At 69.8% G+C, this 20870-nt stretch carries 14 protein-coding genes; 12 read left to right on the top strand and 2 right to left on the bottom strand.

Annotated elements, in window-relative coordinates; translation table 11 throughout:
- Nucleotides 1-39 precede the first annotated feature (39 nt).
- From rpoB to ACFWN7_RS09875, 3 genes are all read left to right on the top strand, one after another.
- Nucleotides 40-3531 carry a DNA-directed RNA polymerase subunit beta gene (rpoB, locus tag ACFWN7_RS09885; protein ID WP_376938634.1) on the top strand — a complete coding sequence of 1164 codons (3492 nt, stop codon included), beginning with the start codon at nt 40-42 and terminating at the stop codon, nt 3529-3531.
- Between the two features lie 40 nt (nt 3532-3571).
- The gene (rpoC, locus tag ACFWN7_RS09880) at nt 3572-7468 is read left to right on the top strand and encodes a DNA-directed RNA polymerase subunit beta' (RefSeq protein ID WP_376938633.1); all 3897 of its coding nucleotides are present in this window, start codon (nt 3572-3574) and stop codon (nt 7466-7468) included.
- Nucleotides 7469-7667: 199 nt separating this feature from the next.
- Nucleotides 7668-8333, top strand: coding sequence for a hypothetical protein (locus tag ACFWN7_RS09875; protein ID WP_376938632.1), 666 nt, complete (start codon nt 7668-7670; stop codon nt 8331-8333).
- 284 nt (nt 8334-8617) lie between these two features.
- Here the strand turns inward: ACFWN7_RS09875 and ACFWN7_RS09870 are convergent, their stop codons facing one another.
- Together ACFWN7_RS09870 and ACFWN7_RS09865 are read right to left on the bottom strand one after the other, a co-directional pair.
- Nucleotides 8618-8983, bottom strand: coding sequence for a transposase (locus ACFWN7_RS09870; RefSeq protein ID WP_376938715.1), 366 nt, complete (start codon nt 8981-8983; stop codon nt 8618-8620).
- A gap of 23 nt (nt 8984-9006) precedes the next feature.
- Entirely contained in the window at nt 9007-9390 is a 384-nt protein-coding gene (locus ACFWN7_RS09865) for a hypothetical protein (RefSeq protein WP_376938631.1), read from the bottom strand.
- A gap of 208 nt (nt 9391-9598) precedes the next feature.
- On the opposite strand from ACFWN7_RS09865, the gene ACFWN7_RS09860 reads away from it, so the two are divergent.
- From ACFWN7_RS09860 to ACFWN7_RS09820, 9 genes are all read left to right on the top strand, one after another.
- Nucleotides 9599-10768: a hypothetical protein gene (locus ACFWN7_RS09860; RefSeq protein WP_376938630.1), complete on the top strand. Its 1170-nt coding sequence runs from the start codon at nt 9599-9601 to the stop codon at nt 10766-10768.
- Nucleotides 10769-10934: 166 nt separating this feature from the next.
- Nucleotides 10935-12101 (top strand): RDD family protein, encoded by a 1167-nt coding sequence (locus ACFWN7_RS09855; protein ID WP_376938629.1) that lies wholly within the window; start codon nt 10935-10937, stop codon nt 12099-12101.
- On the top strand, nt 12098-16588 hold the full coding sequence (locus ACFWN7_RS09850) for an FtsK/SpoIIIE domain-containing protein (protein ID WP_376938628.1): 4491 nt from the start codon (nt 12098-12100) through the stop codon (nt 16586-16588). The genes ACFWN7_RS09855 and ACFWN7_RS09850 overlap by 4 nt, the downstream gene beginning before the upstream one ends.
- Nucleotides 16589-16687: 99 nt before the next feature.
- On the top strand, nt 16688-16975 hold the full coding sequence (locus tag ACFWN7_RS09845; RefSeq protein ID WP_376938627.1) for a WXG100 family type VII secretion target: 288 nt from the start codon (nt 16688-16690) through the stop codon (nt 16973-16975).
- Between the two features lie 93 nt (nt 16976-17068).
- Nucleotides 17069-17395, top strand: coding sequence for a hypothetical protein (locus ACFWN7_RS09840; RefSeq protein ID WP_376938626.1), 327 nt, complete (start codon nt 17069-17071; stop codon nt 17393-17395).
- Nucleotides 17396-17408: 13 nt separating this feature from the next.
- A complete protein-coding gene (locus ACFWN7_RS09835; RefSeq protein ID WP_376938625.1) occupies nt 17409-18758 on the top strand; it encodes a hypothetical protein in 1350 nt (449 codons plus the stop codon).
- 42 nt (nt 18759-18800) lie between these two features.
- Entirely contained in the window at nt 18801-19406 is a 606-nt protein-coding gene (locus ACFWN7_RS09830) for a hypothetical protein (RefSeq protein WP_376938624.1), read from the top strand.
- On the top strand, nt 19385-19966 hold the full coding sequence (locus tag ACFWN7_RS09825; protein WP_376938623.1) for a hypothetical protein: 582 nt from the start codon (nt 19385-19387) through the stop codon (nt 19964-19966). The genes ACFWN7_RS09830 and ACFWN7_RS09825 overlap by 22 nt, the downstream gene beginning before the upstream one ends.
- Nucleotides 19963-20859, top strand: coding sequence for a hypothetical protein (locus ACFWN7_RS09820; RefSeq protein WP_376938622.1), 897 nt, complete (start codon nt 19963-19965; stop codon nt 20857-20859). Before ACFWN7_RS09825 ends, ACFWN7_RS09820 begins: the two co-directional genes overlap by 4 nt.
- Nucleotides 20860-20870 lie beyond the last annotated feature (11 nt).

The following is a 20870-nucleotide window of genomic DNA, read 5'->3' as shown; positions in this document are numbered from 1 at the left end:
AGTGAACCGGCCCGACGGGGCCGATGGAGGTTAATTCACTTGGCTGCTGCGCGCAACGCGACCACGCCCACCCCCAAGAACGGACGCGGTGCAAGCCGCCTCTCGTTCGCAAAGGTCACGGACACCCTCACCGTACCCGACCTGCTCGCCCTTCAGACCGAGAGCTTCGACTGGCTCGTCGGCAACGATGCGTGGAAGGCGCGCGTCGAGGCGGCGGCCGAAGCGGGTCGGAAGGACCTGCACGAGACCACTGGCCTTGAAGAGATCTTCGAGGAGATCTCCCCGATCGAGGACCTCGGCGAGACCATGCAACTCTCGTTCACGAACCCCGAGCTCGAGCCGCCGAAGTACACGATCGACGAGTGCAAGGAGAAGAGCAAGACCTTCTCCGCCCCGCTCTACGTGAACGCCGAGTTCATGAACCACCTCACCGGTGAGATCAAGACGCAGACGGTGTTCATGGGCGACTTCCCCCTGATGACCCCCAAGGGCACGTTCGTCATCAACGGCACCGAGCGCGTCGTCGTGTCGCAGCTCGTGCGTTCGCCGGGCGTCTACTTCGAGCGCACCCCCGAGAAGACCAGCGACAAGGACATCTACTCGGCCCGCGTCATCCCGAGCCGTGGGGCATGGCTCGAGTTCGAGATCGACAAGCGCGACCAGGTCGGCGTGCGCATCGACCGCAAGCGCAAGCAGTCGGTCACCGTGTTCCTGAAGGCCCTCGGCCTCACGAGCGAAGAGATCCTGGAGGAGTTCGCCGGCTACGAGTCGATCGCGCTCACCCTCGAGAAGGACAACATCCTCACCAAGGAAGAGGCGCTGAAGGACATCTACCGGAAGCTCCGTCCGGGCGAGCAGGTCGCCGCCGAGGCCGCTCGTGCGCTCCTCGACAACTTCTACTTCAACCCGAAGCGCTACGACCTCGCCAAGGTCGGCCGGTACAAGATCAACAACAAGCTCGGCCTCGAGGCGCCGCTCACCGACTCGGTGCTGACCGTGCAGGACATCGTCGCCACGATCAAGTACCTCGTCGCCCTGCACGACGAGCGCGACACGCTTCCGGGCCGTCGCGGCGGCAAGGCGGTCGACATCCGCCTCGATGTCGACGACATCGACAACTTCGGCAACCGTCGCATCCGCGCGGTCGGCGAGCTCATCCAGAACCAGGTGCGCACCGGCCTCAGCCGCATGGAGCGCGTCGTGCGCGAGCGCATGACCACGCAGGACATCGAGGCGATCACGCCGCAGACCCTGATCAACGTGCGACCCGTCGTCGCGGCGATCAAGGAGTTCTTCGGCACCTCGCAGCTGTCGCAGTTCATGGACCAGAACAACCCGCTCGCGGGCCTGACCCACAAGCGCCGCCTCTCGGCGCTCGGCCCCGGCGGCCTCTCGCGCGACCGCGCCGGCGTCGAGGTGCGAGACGTGCACCCCTCGCACTACGGCCGCATGTGCCCGATCGAGACGCCGGAAGGCCCGAACATCGGCCTCATCGGCTCGCTCGCGTCGTTCGCCCGCATCAACTCGTTCGGCTTCATCGAGACGCCGTACCGCAAGGTCGTGAAGGGCAAGGTCACCGACCAGATCGACTACCTCACCGCGATGGAGGAGGACGACTACATCGTCGCCCAGGCCAACGCGCCGCTGAAGGCCGACGGCCACTTCGTCGAAGACCGCGTCCTCGCCCGCAAGAAGGGCGGCGAGGTCGACCTGTTCCCCGCCGACGAGATCGGCTACATGGACGTCTCGCCGCGCCAGATGGTGTCGGTCGCGACATCCCTCATCCCGTTCCTCGAGCACGACGACGCGAACCGCGCCCTCATGGGTGCGAACATGCAGCGCCAGGCGGTCCCGCTGCTCCGCAGCGACTCGCCGTTCGTCGGCACCGGCATGGAGGGCTACGCCGCCATCGACGCGGGTGACGTGATCACCGCCGACAAGGCGGGCGTCGTCGCCGAGGTCTCGGCCGACTCGGTCACCGTGCAGCTCGACGAGGGCGGCACGCAGACCTACTACCTGCGCAAGTTCGACCGCTCGAACCAGGGCACGTCGTACAACAACCGCGTCGTGGTCAGTGCGGGCGACCGCATCGAGACCGGCGAGGTCGTCGCAGACGGTCCCGCGACCGACAACGGCGAACTCGCACTCGGCAAGAACCTGCTCGTCGCGTTCATGCCGTGGGAGGGCCACAACTTCGAGGACGCGATCATCCTCAGCCAGAACCTCGTGAAGGACGACGTGCTCAGCTCGATCCACATCGAGGAGTACGAGGTCGACGCGCGCGACACCAAGCTCGGCAAGGAGGAGATCACGCGTGATCTCCCCAACGTGAGCCCCGACCTGCTGGCCGACCTCGACGAGCGCGGCATCATCCGCATCGGGGCAGAGGTTCGCCCCGGCGACATCCTCGTCGGCAAGGTCACCCCGAAGGGTGAGACCGAGCTCTCGGCCGAAGAGCGTCTGCTCCGCGCGATCTTCAACGAGAAGAGCCGCGAGGTGCGCGACACGTCGCTGAAGGTGCCCCACGGTGAGCAGGGCACGATCATCGGCGTCAAGGTGTTCGACGCGCAAGACGGCGACGACGAGCTCGGCTCGGGCGTCAACCAGCGCGTGGTCGTCTACATCGCCCAGAAGCGCAAGATCACCGAGGGTGACAAGCTCGCCGGCCGCCACGGCAACAAGGGCGTCATCTCGAAGATCCTGCCGGTGGAGGACATGCCGTTCCTTGCCGACGGCACTCCGGTCGACGTCATCCTGAACCCGCTCGGCATCCCCGGTCGCATGAACTTCGGCCAGGTGCTCGAGACCCACCTCGGGTGGGTCGCCAAGCAGGGCTGGAAGGTCGAGGGCAACCCGGCCTGGGCCAAGAAGCTCCCGAAGGGCGCGCACGAGGCGGCGCCCGGCACGAAGGTCGCAACCCCGGTGTTCGACGGCGCGCTCGAGGAGGAGATCGCGGGCCTGCTCGACTCGACGCTCCCCAACCGCGACGGCGAGCGACTCATCGACTCGAGCGGCAAGACGCAGCTCTTCGACGGCCGCTCGGGTGAGCCCTTCCCGTACCCGGTCTCGGTCGGCTACATGTACATCCTGAAGCTGCACCACCTCGTCGACGACAAGATCCACGCTCGCTCGACCGGCCCGTACTCGATGATCACCCAGCAGCCGCTCGGTGGAAAGGCGCAGTTCGGCGGCCAGCGCTTCGGCGAGATGGAGGTGTGGGCCCTCGAGGCCTACGGCGCCGCATACGCGCTGCAGGAGCTCCTCACGATCAAGTCCGACGACATCCTCGGCCGCGTCAAGGTGTACGAGGCGATCGTCAAGGGCGAGAACATCCAGGAGCCCGGCATCCCCGAGTCCTTCAAGGTGCTCATGAAGGAGATGCAGTCGCTGTGCCTGAACGTCGAGGTGCTCTCGGCCGACGGCACGGCCGTGAGCCTGCGGGACACCGATGACGAGGCCTTCCGCGCGGCGGAGGAGCTCGGCATCAACATCTCCGCGCGCTTCGAGTCGTCGAACATCGACGAGATCTGAACCCGGCCAGAACGACGACAGAGACTTTCTAGGAGAGAAATTGCTCGACGCAACCACTTTTGACGAGCTTCGCATCGGTCTGGCCACCGCCGACGACATCCGTCGCTGGTCCTACGGCGAGGTCAAGAAGCCCGAGACCATCAACTACCGCACGCTCAAGCCCGAGAAGGACGGCCTCTTCGGCGAGCAGATCTTCGGACCCTCCCGCGACTGGGAGTGCGCCTGCGGCAAGTACAAGCGCGTGCGCTTCAAGGGCATCGTCTGCGAGCGCTGCGGTGTCGAGGTCACGAAGTCCTCGGTGCGCCGTGAGCGGATGGGCCACATCGAGCTCGCCGCCCCCGTCACGCACATCTGGTACTTCAAGGGCGTGCCCTCGCGGCTCGGCTACCTGCTCGACATGGCGCCGAAGGACCTCGAGAAGGTCATCTACTTCGCGGCGTACATGGTGATCGACGTCGACGACGAGGGTCGTCACGCCGACATGCCGGGTCTCGAGAACGAGCTCCGCCTCGAGATCAAGACGATCGGCGACCAGCGTGACGCGCGCATCGCCGAGCTCATGGCGCGCAAGGAGGCCGAGCTCGAGCAGCTCGAGGCCGACGGCGCCAAGAGCGACCAGCGCAAGCGCGCCGAGACCGCCGCAGACAAGGAGATGACCGGCGTCCGCAAGTCCGCAGACGAGCAGATCGCGCATCTCGAGCGCGTGTGGGAGGACTTCCGCACCCTCAAGGTCGGCGACCTGAAGCCCGAGGACTCCGTCTTCCATGAGCTCCAGGACCGCTTCGGCATGTACTTCGACGCCTACATGGGCGCCGAGGCCATCAAGAAGCGCCTCGAGGCGTTCGACCTGGCTGCCGAGGCCGAAGACCTGCGCCTGCAGATCGCCGAGGGCAAGGGTCAGAAGAAGATCCGCGCCATCAAGCGCCTGCGCGTGGTCAGCTCCTTCCTGCAGACCGGCAACTCGCCGGCGGCGATGGTGCTCGACGTCGTACCGGTGATCCCGCCGGAGCTCCGCCCGATGGTGCAGCTCGACGGTGGCCGCTTCGCGACATCCGACCTCAACGACCTCTACCGTCGTGTGATCAACCGCAACAACCGCCTTCGTCGGCTGCTCGACCTCGGTGCTCCCGAGATCATCGTGAACAACGAGAAGCGGATGCTGCAGGAGGCCGTCGACGCGCTGTTCGACAACGGTCGTCGCGGCCGCCCGGTCACGGGCACGGGCAACCGCGCCCTGAAGTCCCTGAGCGACATGCTCAAGGGAAAGCAGGGCCGGTTCCGCCAGAACCTGCTCGGCAAGCGCGTCGACTACTCGGGCCGTTCGGTCATCGTGGTCGGCCCGCAGCTGAAGCTGCACCAGTGCGGTCTGCCCAAGCAGATGGCGCTGGAGCTGTTCAAGCCGTTCGTCATCAAGCGCCTCATCGACCTAAGCCACGCGCAGAACATCAAGGCGGCCAAGCGCATGGTCGAGCGTTCGCGTCCGCAGGTGTGGGACGTGCTCGAGGAGATCATCCGCGAGCGCCCCGTGCTGCTGAACCGTGCGCCCACCCTGCACCGCCTCGGCATCCAGGCGTTCGAGCCGCAGCTCGTCGAGGGCAAGGCCATCCAGCTCCACCCGCTCGTGTGTGCCGCGTTCAACGCGGACTTCGACGGCGACCAGATGGCCGTGCACCTGCCGCTGTCGGTCGAGGCGCAGGCCGAGGCCCGCATCCTGATGCTCGCGTCGAACAACATCCTGAAGCCGTCGGACGGCCGCCCGGTGACCCTGCCCTCGCAGGACATGATCATCGGTCTGCACCACCTGACGACGCAGAAGGACGGCGCCGCGGGTGAGGGTCGTGCGTTCTCGTCGATCGCCGAGGCGATCCTCGCGTTCGACCAGAACCGCCCGGGTGAGATCGCGCTCGACCTGAACGCCAAGGTGAGGATCCGCCTCGAGGGGCTCCGCTTCGCCGAGGGCGAGGAGCCCGAGGGCTTCGAGCTGGGCAAGCCGTACCTCCTCGAGACCACGCTCGGTCGCGCCCTCTTCAACGAGGCGCTGCCCGCCGACTACCCCTTCTTCAACCAGCAGGCCGGCAAGGGCCAGATCTCGGCGATCGTCAACGACCTCGCCGAGCGCTACCCGAAGACGGAGGTCGCCGCCACCCTCGACCGCATCAAGGACGCCGGCTTCCGCTGGGCGACCCGCTCGGGCGTGACCGTCGCGCTCTCCGACATCATCACGCCCCCAGCCAAGGGCGAGATCGTCGGCCGCTACGAGAAGCAGGCCGCCAAGGTGCAGTCGCAGTTCGAGAAGGGCCTCACGACCGACCTCGAGCGTCGCCAGGAGCTCATCCAGATCTGGACCAAGGCCACCGACGAGGTCGCCAGGGCCATGCAGGAGAACTTCCCGACCGACAACACCATCAACCGCATGGTGACGTCGGGCGCTCGAGGCAACTGGCTGCAGGTGCGCAACATCGCCGGCATGCGCGGTCTCGTGAACAACCCGAAGGGCGAGATCATCCCGCGCCCGATCATCTCCTCGTACCGCGAGGGCCTGTCGGTGGCGGAGTACTTCATCGCCACGCACGGTGCCCGCAAGGGTCTGGCCGACACGGCACTCCGCACGGCGGACTCGGGCTATCTGACGCGTCGTCTCGTCGACGTCTCGCAGGACGTCATCATCCGCGAGGACGACTGCGGCACGACCAAGGGCCTCGATCTGCCGATCGCGACGACGGATGCCGCGGGCAAGCTCGTGCGCGACCCGAACGTCGAGAACGCGGTCTACGCCCGCAGCCTCGCCGCCGACGCGGTGGACGCGAAGGGCGAGGTCGTGGCCGAGGCCGGCGAGGACGTCGGCGACGTGCTCATCGACAAGCTCATCGCGGCGGGCGTCGAGACCATCAAGGTCCGTTCGGTGCTCACCTGCGAGTCGGCGGTCGGCGTCTGCGCGAAGTGCTACGGCCGTTCGCTCGCGACCGGCAAGCTGGTCGACATCGGCGAGGCCGTCGGCATCATCGCGGCCCAGTCGATCGGCGAGCCGGGCACGCAGCTCACGATGCGCACCTTCCACACCGGTGGTTCGGCCTCGGCCGACGACATCACGCAGGGTCTTCCCCGTGTGCAGGAGCTCTTCGAGGCCCGCACCCCCAAGGGTGCGTCGCCCATCGTCGAGGCCGCCGGCCGCATCACGATCGACGAGACCGAGCGTCAGCGCAAGGTCATCCTCACGCCCGACAACGGCGACGAGCCCATCGCGTACAACGTGCTCAAGCGTTCGACGCTGCTCGTGGAGGACGGCCAGCACGTCGAGCTCGGCCAGCAGCTGATCGTCGGCACCGTCGACCCGAAGGAGGTCCTCCGGGTCAAGGGCGTGCGCGAGGTGCAGAAGCACCTCGTCGAGGGCGTGCAGGACGTGTACCGCTCGCAGGGCGTGCCGATCCACGACAAGCACATCGAGGTCATCGTGCGCCAGATGCTACGCAAGGTCACCGTCGTCGACCACGGCGACACCGACCTGCTGCCCGGCGAGCTCGTCGATCGCTCGAAGTACAACGAGATCAACCGTGCGACGCTCACCGAGGGCAGGAAGACGGCTTCGGCCCGCCAGGAGGTCATGGGCATCACCAAGGCCTCCCTCGCGACCGAGTCGTGGCTGTCGGCCGCGTCCTTCCAGGAGACGACCCGCGTGCTCACGCAGGCCGCCATGGAGGGCAAGTCCGACCCGCTCGTCGGCCTCAAGGAGAACGTGATCATCGGAAAGCTGATCCCCGCCGGCACCGGTCTGAACAAGTACCGGAGCGTCACGGTCGATGCCACCGAGGAGGCGAAGGCGGAACGCTACCCGAACCGCATCTTCGCCGACGATGCGGCCTTCGCCGAGGGCGACCTCAGCTTCGTCGACTTCGACGCGTTCTCGAGCGACGACTTCACCCCCGGCAACTACAGCTGACGGTGGTCGAATAGGCGCTTGCACCGCATCGAGACCTGAAGGGCTCCGGAGCGATCCGGGGCCCTTCGTCGTTCCACGGGCGATCTCAGGGTAGGTCCGGATGGAGCGGGCGGACTCGCGGGCGATACCATCCATCAACATTCCCCGAGTGAGAGGCACCGCGTTGTCGCAGGTCACGCCAGATCCCCTCCCGTCCATAGTGCGTCGCCCGCCCTTCTGGCTCATCGTCGCCGCGGCACTGCTCCTCGTCGCCATCGCCGTGGTGATCGGCAACGCGCTCGGCTCGGTGCGCGGCACCGACCCCGCTGCGTCGGGCACGCCCACACCGAGTGCGACGATCCCGGACGGTGCGACGGACACCGCGACCACGCAGCCCGCCGAGAGCGAGGCGCCGCCCGCCGAGGCGGGCGTGGTGATCCCCGCATCATGCGAGGGCATCTATACGCGCGACTGGACGCCCGACTTCGAGGGGCTCGTGCTCAACCCCGCGTGGACGAACGAACCGAACAGCGGCGTGCGCTTCGGATCGCGCGACGAGGTCGCCGTCCATGTGCTCGAGACGACGACGAAGGTCACCTGCAAGTGGGGCAATCCGAAGGGTGGCTCCGACCGCGGCCTCACGACGAACGTCGCGGTCGTCGATGTCGCGCAGGCGACGGCCATGCGGGAGCATTTCGAGACCGTCGGATACTCCTGCTACGACGAGCTCGAGGGCACTCGTTGCGTGATCGAGACCGAACCCACGCCGGACGGGCAGTCCGGTGAGTCCCACTTCCTCCGTGACGACGTCTGGGTCGCAACCCTGTGGGTGAATGCGGGTCCAGACGGCTACACCCACGACATCGTGACCGCGATCTTCGGCTGATATGTAGGTCGTTTTGTCAAGTGGCAGGGTGAAGCGCCGTCGGGCTGGCTGCTCGGCGGCGCTTCTTCATTCGTCCCGGGGTTCCGGGGTGCGGCGTGTCTTTCGACGCGTGGTTAGTCTGAAATGCGCGGGTTGATGACCGCATGACCCTTGTTTCGGTGAGAGCGTTCAGGCTGGTCTGAGGTCGAGCGTGGCCGCCGGGGGCGGTTGCTCACAGCCGAATCGCTGGTGTGCTCCTCACGCTGCATGCTCCCCGTGACGCGCGGGGACGAACGAGTTCCGGGTCAGTCCATGACGGCCAGGGACCAGCACCAGCCGGCGAGCTCGCGGGCGATCGCGGTATTCGCGATCGTGTGCTTCTTGTGTTTCGCTGCCAGCACCATCCACCTGTGATGCAGCCTCCGGTTGCCGGCATCACCTCGGGCGGCGGCAGCGGCAGGCGCCTGCGCCCGCCGGTCGGTCATCGTCTTGCCTGCCCGGTAGAGGGGTTTGTGGTGCCAGGCTGCTTCGATCAGCAGCCTGCGGGCGTGGCTGTTGCCGGTCTTGGTGATCGGGCCCAGGCTCCGCGACCCGCCCGACGAGTACTCGGAGGGCACCAGCCCCAGGTACGCCGCGATTGTGGACCCGGTGAACCGGTGCCAGTCACCGATCTCGACGGCAAGGGCGAACCCGGTCAGGGTTGAGATCCCGCGCAGGCAGGACTCGCACCGCGACCAGCTCGTTCATCCGCAGCAGCCGCGCCAGCAGTAACGCGTCCCGCGCGTCGGTCTTGACCTTGTCCCCGGCCGGCCGGATGATCTTCGACGGCGCCGCGACCCGTGCACCCGATCCCGGCCGCCAGCAGTTTCCTCGCGAGCCCGAACCCGGTCGGTCCGGCCTCATACGCCGCATGGACCGGGCCGTGCTGCTGCGCGATCCCGGCCACCCAGTCGACGATCTCGACACTGTCAGGCGGAAGCTTCGCTTCGATCACCTCACCGGTGATCGTGTCCAGCACCGCCGCCCGCACAGATCGTGCGTGCACATCCAGACCAATCGCCGTAGGCTCGTTGAACACCAGGGCCTCCAATGCATGTCGGCACCCTCGGGCCTACTCCCGGGGATGATCCACGAATCTGCATCGCGAGGCCCTGGGCCACAAGCCCCAAGACCCCGCCACCCTCATAGGGTCTGAGCGAAGCGCCGCGCCGTTCCGCGGAACGGCGGTGGCCCGTTGCTACAGTGGCCCCATCGCGGGTGCGAGGGCGCCCGGAAGGAGCGCGATCATGAGCAGCACGACTCCCGGATCCGACCCGGAACGCCCGCACGACGACGCCGACGAGCGCGAGCCGGCCGCGACCGAGCCCGACAGCGCCTCGCACGACGAACCCGACGCCGTCCACGAGGAGCCCGAGCGGTCGGCGGCATCCGACGCTGCTCCGGATGCTGCGGAGAGGCGCCCGCCCGTCGAGCCCGAGCCCGCGCCCGCGCCCGAGCCCGTGTCCGCCCAACCCGAGGAGCCCGAAGCGCCCGCCGCACCGCTCGAGCCCGGTCTCTCGTCCGCAGGTCCCGCAGGGCCCGCAGGGCCCGCCGCCGCTGCGCCCGCGCAGCCGGTCGAGACCGTCGAGCCGGTCGAATCGTCCGACGCGACGGCCCGTCTCGACGCGGCGGTCGAACGTGCGAAGGCCACGCCCGTGGCATCCGACACCGATGACGCCGCCCGCACCGGCGACACCGGGATCACCGGCGAGCCGCGTCCCGAGCCCGTGGCCGCCGACTCCGCCCCGCGCGACACGTACGTGCCGGCAGCGACCGTGGCGGCCGGAACGGCGGCGGGCGCCGCGACGCTCGGACCCGAGCCGACGCCCTACATCGCGCCGCAAGCCGTGCCGCAGACCATCTACGTGCAGGCGCCCGCCGCCCCCAAACCCCGCGGCAACCGCGGATTCGGCGTCCTCGTCGCCCTCATCGGCACCGTGCTCTTCGCCCTGCTCTATGCCGGTGTCGCGTACCTGCTGCTGCTCAGCCGGGGCGTCCCGGCCGCGGCGACCGCCGTGTTCACGCAGTTCGTCGTCAGCCCGGTCTTCTGGGTTCCGGTGGTCGCGTTCTTCATCGGCTTCGCGCTCCTCGCCGTGATCGTGAACCGTGGGGCGTGGTGGTACTACGCGGTGTTCGGCCTGCTGGTCGCGGCGCTCGTGTACTTCTCGTACCTCGGCGGCTCCCTTTTGACGGTCGAGGCGTGGACCCTCTCGGTCGACGAGACGGCCGACTTCATCAACCAGCGCTGGCTCGACCCGTTCGCGATCGTGGCGTTCATCGTCGCCCGCGAGATCCCGGTCTGGCTGGGCGGATGGATCGCCGCACACGGGCGCACGGTCGCCGAGCGCAACCGCCTCGCAGACGAGGCGTACGAGCGCGAACTCGCTGCCGGCCCGCAGCCGATCCGCGCCGACTAGGGTCCCCGCGTCGCGGCTCACCCCCGCCCCTCCCGCGACCCTCGCGGGCGGGGACCTGTGTGCGTGCCTATAGGCTGCTGTGTCGGGATGGTGACCCCTCCCCATCGACATCCCGTGCCCGATCGTGATCGGGTGGCGAGACAGTCTTCCCACGCAAGGAGCCGGAGTGAGCGTCACCCTCGACGTCGACGACGAGCCGATTCCCGGCATCGACGCCGACGGTCGGCCCGATCCCGCCTACGCCGCGCGCCTCGGCCTCATCCCCGCTCCGGGCGGACGGCGCGCGGCGGCGTTCACGCTGGATGCCGCCGCCTGGGCGCTGCTCGCGGTGCCGGGCATCATCGGCGTCGCGATGCTCACCTCGGCGCTCGCAGCGTCGAGTTTCTCGCCGAGTGTGCTCCTCGCGGGGTCGTCGACCCTTCCATTCGTGCTCGTCATAGTGAGCCAGGCGTTCATCACCGCCCTGGGTCTGACGCAGCTCATCCTGCACGGGCGCCGAGGGGTCACGCTCGGCAAGGCCGCATTCGGCATCCGCTCGGTGAACGTCGCGACGTTCCGGCGGCCGGGCTTCTGGCGCGTGACCCTGCGCGCACTCGTGCTGTGGAGCTCGCAGGCGGTGCTGCCGCTCGTCGGGCCGGCGGTGATGTTCACCTCGTCGAGCTGGGACCCGGCGTCCCGCGGTCGCAGCTGGCTGGACCGGATCGGCGGATGCTACGCGGTCGACGCACGGCGGGGCCTCGACCCCCTCGACGCCAAGGCGCTGCGCCACGCGCGTCGCGCGCTCGACGCACCGCCCGTCGCCCCGCCGCCGCCCCTGCCGTCGCTCGCGAGCGACAGGGTTCCCGCCGAGGAGCTGTTCATCCCGTCGGCACGCTCGAGTTCGGGCGTCGTGTCGGCCGCGCCCGACGGCGCCGGCCCGTGGGTCCCGCCCGCGCTCGTGCCGGCGACCGCGGAACCCGCGCCGACCGCCACCCGGACCCCAGCGCCGACCGCCGCCCCGTTCGTGCTCGAGTTCGACGACGGCACGCGCGTCGCGGCATCCGTCACCGGCCTGCTCGGACGCAATCCCGCCGCCGCACCGGGCGAACCGCAGGCCCACCTCGTCCCGCTCTCCGACGACAGCATGCGCATCTCGAAGACGCATGCGGCGTTCGGCATCGACGACACCGGGTTCTGGGTGGCCGACCGCTCCTCGAAGAACGGCACCACGGTGCATCGGCCCGACGGCGACGCGCTCCGACTGCCGCCAGGCGTCCGCACGCCCGTGCCCGCGGGCTCGCGGGTGATCCTCGGAGGCCGCAGCTTCACCGTCGTCGCCGGAAGGACCGAATGAGACTCAAGCTCGGGCTGCGTCGCCAGACGGGGGCGCCCGTCGACGTCGTCGTGACGGCTGACTCGACGGCAACCGTCGAAGACCTCGCGCGCACGGTCGCCGACGCGGATCCTGCGTCGGCGCACGTCGCCCGCGGCTCGCGTCGCAGCCTCACGCTCGCGGTCGCGCCCCCGACCTCGAGCGAACCCGTCGTGCTCGAGCCCGACCTCCTCATCGGCGATGCGCCGATCGGTTCGGGCTTCAACGTGGCGGTCGTCGCGCACGCGCCCACGCGCAGCGGCGCGAACCCCTCGGCGGCGGCCGTGATGCGAATCCTCAACGGGCCGGAGTCGGGTCGGGAGGTGCCGCTGCGTCGCGGCAACAGCATCATCGGCCGGGCGGCAGGCGTCGACGTCGTGCTCGCCGATGCGCTCGTCTCGAAGCGGCACGCGCGTGTCGAGATCGATCAGGGCGTCGAACTCGTGGACCTCAATTCGGCGAACGGCCTGCTCGTCGACGGCGGCCTCGTGCAGCGCGTGCGCGCCATCCCCGGGCAGGTCATCACGATCGGTGAGACGGCGGTCTCGTTCTCGCTCGTCGCGGGCACCGACGACGCCGTCGATCCCGTGCTCGAGCGCGGCGGCGCCGTGATGTTCAACCGGTCGCCGCGGGTCGAGGTGCGGTATCCCGGCACGGAGCACCGGCATCCGGTGATCCCCTCCGAGGCGGATCCGCGGCTCTTCCCGTGGCCCATGATCGTCGCCCCGATGATGCTCGGCCTCGCGATGTTCTTCATCACGAAGAACCCGTACTCGCTCTCGATCGTCGCGATGTCGCCCCTCATGATGCTCGGCAACTTCGTCGGCCAGCGCACCCAGCAGGGCAAGAAGCTCCGGCTCGAGATCGACACGTTCGAATCCCAGGTCGAGGAACTCGAGGAGACGCTCGCACGCGAGACGGTGGTCGAGCGGGCGAGACGGCATGCCGAGGGGCCGGCCGTCGCGACCGTGTACGAGGAGGCGATGCGACTCGGTCCGCTGCTCTGGACCCGGCGGCCCGAGCATTGGAACTTCCTCGCGCTCCGGCTCGGCGTGGGCCGCGCGAAGAGCCGGAACACGATCCAGCACTCGAACGAGCAGAAGGGGATCGCCCGTTACGCGCGCCAGGTCGACAGGCTGCGGGCTCGGCACGAGTTCATCGACGCCGTGCCGCTTGTCGAGATGCTGCCGCACTCGGGTGCCCTCGGAGTCGCGGGGCCGCGCCACCTCGCCGCCGACGTGCTGCGCGGGCTCGGTGTCCAGCTGTTCGGCCTGCACGCCCCGAACGAGGTCGTCACGGCCGCGATCGTCGATCCGGCGTGGGCGCGCGAGCTCGAGTGGATGAAGTGGCTCCCGCACACGACCAGCCCGCGATCGCCGTTCGCCGAACTCGCCCTGGCCGACAGCCAGTCCGCCGGCACCGCCCTGCTGAACGGCCTCGAGGAGACGATCCTGGGTCGGCTGTCGGGAACACCGAGCCGACGAGGCCCACTCCGCGACACCGACACGACGATGGCGCTGGGCGCGCGCGTCGGCGACGCCGTGGACCGGGGCGGGGCGCTCGACGGCGACCTCGCGCTCGTGCTCATCGCGTCGAACGATGCGCCCGTCGACCGGCCGCGGCTCACGCAGGTCATCGAGCGGGGCGCCGATGCCGGCGTCTTCACGATCTTCCTCGCCCCGACGGTCGAGTCCCTCCCCGCCGCGTGCCGAACGTACATCGACGCCACCGACGGCATCGACCGTGCCTCGGTCGGCTTCGTGCGGGCAGGGGAGCGGTTCGACGACGTGGGCGTCGAGGGCGTCTCCCGGCAGTACGCGGAGGTCTTCGCGAAGCGACTCGCGCCCGTGGCCGATTCGAGCTCGGTCGCGGCCGACTCGAGCGACCTGCCGCGCAGCGTGTCGCTGCTGAAGCTCATCGGCACCGACATCGCCGCAGAGCCCGCCGCCGCGGTGGAACGGTGGCGGCAGAACAACTCGATCCTCGACCGGTCGCGCGGCGTGCGGCCGCGCCTGAAGCGCGCCGGAACCCTGAAGGCCTTCGTCGGCCAGGGCAGCCCCGATGCGATGTCCCTCGACCTGCGCACCCAGGGTCCGCACGCGCTCGTCGGCGGCACGACCGGTTCGGGCAAGTCGGAGTTCCTGCAGGCGTGGGTGCTCGGCATGGCCGCCGAGTACAGCCCGGATCGGGTCACGTTCCTGTTCGTGGACTACAAGGGCGGCTCGGCCTTCGCCGACTGCGTCGACCTGCCGCACTGCGTGGGACTCGTGACCGACCTCAGCCCGCACCTCGTGCGGCGCGCCCTGACCAGCCTGCGCGCAGAGCTCCACCATCGCGAGCACCTCTTCAACCGCAAGAAGGCCAAGGACCTGCTCGAGCTCGAGAAACGCCAGGACCCCGAGACCCCGCCCGCGCTCGTGCTCGTCATCGACGAGTTCGCGGCGCTCGCGGGGGAGGTGCCCGAGTTCGTCGACGGCGTCGTCGACATCGCGCAGCGCGGCCGCTCGCTCGGCATCCACCTCATCATGGCGACGCAGCGCCCGGCGGGCGTCATCAAGGACAACCTGCGCGCCAACACCAACCTGCGCGTCGCACTTCGAATGGCGGATGCCGCGGACTCGAACGACGTCGTCGGCGACCCCGTCGCGGGCACCTTCGACCCTTCGATCCCGGGGCGCGGCATCGCGAAGACCGGACCCGGACGCCTGGTGCCGTTCCAGTCGGGCTACGCGGGTGGCTGGACGAGCGATGCTCCGGATGTCGCGCAGGTGCGCGTGGCAGAGCTCCGGTTCGGCTCCACGGTGGTCTGGGAGTCCGACGCGAAGGACGGAGCCGACGTGCACGAGGCGGACCTGGGCCCGAACGACCAGAAGCGCATGGTCGCGAACCTCGTCGAGGCGGCGCGCGTCGCAGCCATCCCGGCACCACGGCGCCCGTGGCTCGACGACCTCGCCTCGACGGTCGACCTGCGCCGCCTGCCGCTCGACGGCGACGGCCGGATCCCGCTCGGCGTCGCCGACGTTCCCGAGCGCCAGTCGCAGACGCCGGTGTACTTCGAACCCGACACCGACGGGCACCTGCTCGTCTACGGCACGAGCGGCGCGGGCAAGACCGCAGCCCTCCGTACCATCGCCACGGCGGTCGGAGCGCGGCCCGACCTCGGCGGCGCCGAGGTGTACGGGCTCGACTTCGGCACGGGATCGCTGCGGTCGATCGAGGCGCTGCCGCACGTGGGGTCGATCGTCGCCGGCGACGACGCGGAACGCATCCAGCGGCTGCTCCGCACCCTGCGCGGCATGCTCGACGACCGCGCCAAGCGGTTCTCGAGCGTGAACGCCGCGAGCCTCACGGAGTATCGCGAGCTCGCAGGACGCCCGCACGAGCCGCGCGTCCTGCTCCTCATCGACGGCTTCGGCACGTTCAAGCAGGAGTGGGAGGCCACCTCGGCCCGCTCTCCGTTCTACAACATCTTCATGCGGGTGCTGGGCGAGGGGCGCCCCCTCGGCATCCACGCCGTCGCGAGCGCCGACCGGTACGGCGCGGTGCCCACGGCGGTCAGCGCGAACGTGAGCCGGCGCATCGTGCTCCGGATGTCCGATGAGGGTGCATACTCCATCCTCGGCGCGCCGAAGGACGTGCTGAACGAACGCAGCGCGCCCGGACGCGCGATCGTCGACGGCTTGGAGACGCAGCTCGCCGTCATGGGCGGCACCGCGAACGTCGCCCGGCAGACCGCCGAGCTGCAGGCCTTCGCCGATGAGTTGCGCGCCGGGGGAGCGACCGAGGTCCGAGAGATCGGCTCGCTTCCGACCGAGCTCGCGATCGACCAGCTCCCGGCCTCGGTCGACGGTCGGCCGGTGATCGGCATCTCCGAGGATCTCCTCGGTCCGAGGGGCTTCGAGCCCGTCGGCACGTTCGTCGTCGCCGGGCCGCCGCGCAGCGGCAAGTCCAACGCGCTGCGAGCGCTCATGACGTCGATGTCGCGCTTCGATCCCGAAGCGAGGTTCTTCCACTTCGGAGGCCGCCGTGCGGTGCTCCGCGCATTCCGGTCGTGGACGGGATCGGCCTCGAACGTCGACGACGCCCGCGCCCTCGCCAAGGAGCTCACCGGCATCGTCGGTGACGAGACCGTTCCCGGGCGACTCGTCGTGGTCGTCGAGAACGTGACCGAGTTCGCCGACTCCGACGCCGAGCGTCCGCTCAAGGAACTCTTCCAGGCGATCAACCGCAGCGATCACTTCCTCATGGGCGACGGCGACGTGAGCCAGCTCGGCTCGGGGTACGGCTTCATCGGAGATTTCAAGGGCGGCCGTCGCGGCATCGTACTGAAGCCCGACACGTATGACGGCGATTCGCTGTTCAAGGTGCCGTTCCCGCGCGTGCAACGCCACGAGTTCCCCGAGGGCCGCGGCCTGTTCGTCGAGGACGGTCGCGCCGTCGCGGTGCAGGTGCCGCTCGTCGCCGGCTGAGCAGGGTGGGCACTCCTCCCCATTTGCACCCACGCGGGCGTTGCCTACCGTGGAACACGAGAGGTCCGCAGAGGGCCGAAACGGAAAGGAATGGCCGACATGGCTGACTTCAAGGCTTCATACGGCGAGATGGAATCGATGGCCGGCAAGCTCGAGCAGGGCCGCGAGGACATCGCCGACGTCCTCCGCCAGCTCAAGCAGGGCGTCGACACCCTCCTCGGCGACGACTTCAAGACCGAGCATGCCTCGGGCAAGTTCGGCGAGGGATACACCGAGCTCACGAACGGACTCGAGACGGCGATCGACGGCATCCGCGACATGGGCGAGTCGCTCCGCAAGATGATGCAGGCGATCAAGGACACCGACGCCGCACTCGCCGGCCAGTAGGTCCGGCTTCTCCGGGGGAGGGCGAACGGCGCCCTCCCCCGACCCGGCCCCTGCGGGCCTTCCGCTGCAGAACACCGGTGAACAGGAATCGCCATGCCCGACGTGTACGTCAAGGTCGATCACCTCAACAGGCTGAACGGCTCCCTCAAGCAGATCCTCGTGGAGTTCCACGACGCGGCGGCGCGCACCGACGCGCTCCAGGACATGATCGGCCGGCCCGACGGGCGGAGCGGCCTGCGCGATCGCACGCACGAGTTCGAGGGCGGCTGGGACGACCGCCGCAACGCCCTGATCCAGAAGTTGTCCGGCATCCAGGCCGCCGTCGAGAGCACGTGCCAGGGCTGGCAGGACTTCGACCTCGAGGCCGCAGACAGCCTCAAGCTGCAGGAGAACGACGGCGCGAACCTCCCGGTTCGCTGAACGAGACGATGAGATGACAGAGCTGCGCACGCACAAGGGCCACCCGGTCGAGGTGCTCGAGGGCGACGCCCACGGCATCGTCGCCCGTGGCACGGAGATCGAAGACCTGGGGGAGCAGATGATCGGCGCCGCCGACATCCTCCGCGAGGTCGACGGTGGGGCGACGGAGGAGCGGGGACGCTCGATCGAGAAGATCCGCACGGAGGTGGGTGACGCCCACGAGGAGCTCCGCAAGGCCGGCGACCGATACAAGCCGACCGGCACGGTGATGAAGACCTACGGCGAGAAGCTCGCCGATGTGCAGGCGGCGATGCGCACGATCGTGCGGGACGCGGCCGACGCCAAGGACACCCTCGACCAGAAGCGATCCGCGGCGGCCACCGCGGCATCCGCGGCCGGGAACGCGCCCGATGCCGATCCGGCGGATGCGGCGGCCGCCCTGCGCAACCGGCAACTGCAGGAGACCGCCACGAGCGCGCAGACCGCCGCCGGCGACGCGGAAGACGCACTCGACGCCCAGTACGCCCTGTTCGACACCCAGTGGGACCTGTGGGATGACGCCTATGAGACGGCGCTTCGCGGCATCAACGACGCCACCGAGGGCAATGTCAGCGACAAGTGGAGCGACAACATCGCGGGCATCGTGGAGGTCGTGCTCGAGGTGCTCGCGTGGGCCGGCGTCGTGCTCGCCATCGCGGCGCTCGTCATCGGCGGTCCGTTCATCGCGCTCATCGCCGCGATCGCGGGCGTGATCGCCCTCATCGGCACGGTCTTCCTCTACGCGAAGGGCCGCAAGGGACTCGGCGACGTGGCGTGGGCCATCGTCGGCGTGCTGCCGTTCGGCAAGCTCGGCAAGCTCTTCCAGTCCGGCAAGCGGCTCACGGGGCTGAAGGAGTTCGTCAAAGGCCCCTACCTCGAGATCGCGACGCCGCTGCGCCGGATGACGGCCCTCAGGGGCCTCACCGACCCAGCCGCCCTGCGCACCGGCGGCGGTCTCGGCCAGCGCGCGGCGAGCGGGCTCGCGTCGCGCCTCGGCCGGGACTTCTCGGCGTTCCAGGGCGCCGGGCCCCGCAACATCCTGAACCGCATCATCGGCGGTTCCAGCCGCGGGTACTCGCTCGCGCTCGCCGACAACTTCGCGAGCCTGTCCGCGCACCACCAGCGGGTCGTGACGCCGCACCTCGGGGCGCTCGCGGAGGTCATCAGCGGCGGCGCGAAGTCGGTGCCGGCGAGCGAGGCGATCGCGAACGTGAGCGAGTTCGCGGTGAAACGCACGCGCATGGTCGACGGTCGCATCAACGCGGTCCAGGCGCAGACGGCGCCGAGCCCCGTCGACGCCTGGCGCGTGCAGCTGGCCTCGTGACGGCCCACGGGCGCGGGTTCCAGAGCGGATAGGGTGATCACGATGACCACGACCGAGACGTTCCCCGTGCCTCCGTTCCGGCTCCTGCTTCCCGCCGGGTGGGAGGAGGTCCCGGCCGACGAGGCGGCCGTGCGGGCGCTGGTCGAACGATCCAGCGAGGTGTTCCGGGCCGCGCACCGCCCCGATCTCGACGCGCAGTTCCGCCGGCTCCTGCAGGCCGCGGCGCGCAAGATGACACAGGGGCGGGTGTTCGCGCTCTACCTGCAGACCGAGGTGCCCGAGGATCGGATCCTGCCGCTGTCGATCACCGCGGCCGTGGCCGACGGGCAACTCGGCGGCACCCTCGACCGCCAGGTCACCGAACTCTTCCGCGAACGCGGCGCCGGGTTCCTGCGCGACGACAACGCGATCGTGCGGTGGGAGGCCGACACCACCGCGGGAGGCGAACTCGAGGGCACCGCCGCACGGGTGCTCAACTACCTCATCGCAGTCCCCGGCACCGGCCGCCGCACGGCTCTGCTGTTCACGACGACCATTCCGCACCCCACCGAGGAGGACGACGGGTTCCGCGATCGCTTCATCGACGAGCTGTGCCTGCTCAGCGACACGATCGTGAGCACGTTCGCGTGGGAGAGCGACGAGGCGTGAAGTACGAGATCACGTACGACGAGGGCGTCTGGTACCCCGCGCCCGAACAGTTCCCGTCGGCGGCATGGCCGGATGAGGCATCCTGGGCCGCGGCGCTCGTCGACGCATTCGAGGCGGACCTCGGCGCGCTCAGCGAGGACGCCCGCGCAGCGGTGCGCGAGTTCGCGGTGATGGCCCGGCTCGGGCGCACGCCGCTCGCCACCGAGTGCCTGCTGTTCTGCCCTCGCGGCATTCCGGCGCTGGGCGTGGCGCACGTCTTCATCGGCGAGCACGGCGGCGGACCCCTCGACCTCGATCACGAGACCGCCGGCGACGAGCGGGCGCTCCTGCCCCCCGCCGTGATCGACTTCCCGTCCGAGCACCTCGGCCTCGGACGCCGCGCGGCGATCGTGCTTCCGTCGAGCGATCCCGGCATCGCCGCCGGCCGCCTCAACTACGTGTTCGACGTCGACGGCCTCGCCGTGGCGGTCAGCGGCACCGCCGACAGCGCGCGCGACGCGGGATTCATGGCGCCGTTCCTCGACGAGCTCGTGCGGGGCATCCGCATCGAGGCCGCGTGAGCCGGCCGGTGACGGATGCCGCGGCCGCGGCGTCCGAACGCGCGCGATCGATGCCGCTCACGCCCGTCGACCCACCCGCCGCCGTGATCCGTGCGCTCGAGGACGCCGCGCTGCCCCGCATCGACCCCGAGACCGCGCGCCGGTTCCTGGACCTCGACCGCCGCTTCGATCGCACCGTGAGCGCCCTGCGCCAGGAGCTGGCGCGGCGCCAGGAGCACGCCGCCGACGAGCCGGTGGCCCAGCCCGCATCGGGCTGGGACATGACGGGCTTCGTGATCGCGCTGGTCGCGGCGCCGCTGCTCCTCGTGGCAGGCGGACGCGCGGGCGGAGCCGGCTCGGCGCTGCCGACGGCGGCCGCCGTCTGGGCGAGCACGGCACTCGTGGTCGTCGCGGGAGGCGCGCACGCGATCGGTGCCGTCCGGGCGCGGCGGGCCGGCAGGAGTGTCGCCTCGTCGCGGCACCTCGTCCTGCTGACGGCGGCGATCTCGCTCGCGGTCGCCGGTCTCATCGTGTGGCGGGCCGGCGGCGAGCCCGCCGCGGCCATCGTCGTGGCGTGCGTGCTCGCGGTGCTCGCGGCGGGAGCCTGCGTCATCCTGTTCGTGCCCGCAGCGCGCGAGGCCGGATCGGAGGCGAGAACGCGTCGGGCCGCGCTCGATGCGGAGCGCGCGCGCAGGGTCGACCTCGAGGCCGGGCTCGCCGCCGCGATCGAGACCGCGCGGTCCGAGTCGTGGGAACTGCTCGGCAGCCTCACCGCCGCCCAACGCGAAGAGCTGCGCGCCGCCACGACGCGGGCGGTGGCCGCGCTCGGCCGTCGGCAACTGCTCGAGCCCGATGTGCTCAGGGACCTGCGCGCGGCCGATGCCGGACAGCTCCGCTACTCGGTCGGCCTCTGACCGGCCGGACA

The organism is Agromyces sp. NPDC058484 (assembly GCF_042720415.1).
GTDB lineage: Bacteria > Actinomycetota > Actinomycetes > Actinomycetales > Microbacteriaceae > Agromyces.
This window is presented reverse-complemented; position numbering and strand designations above follow the sequence as displayed.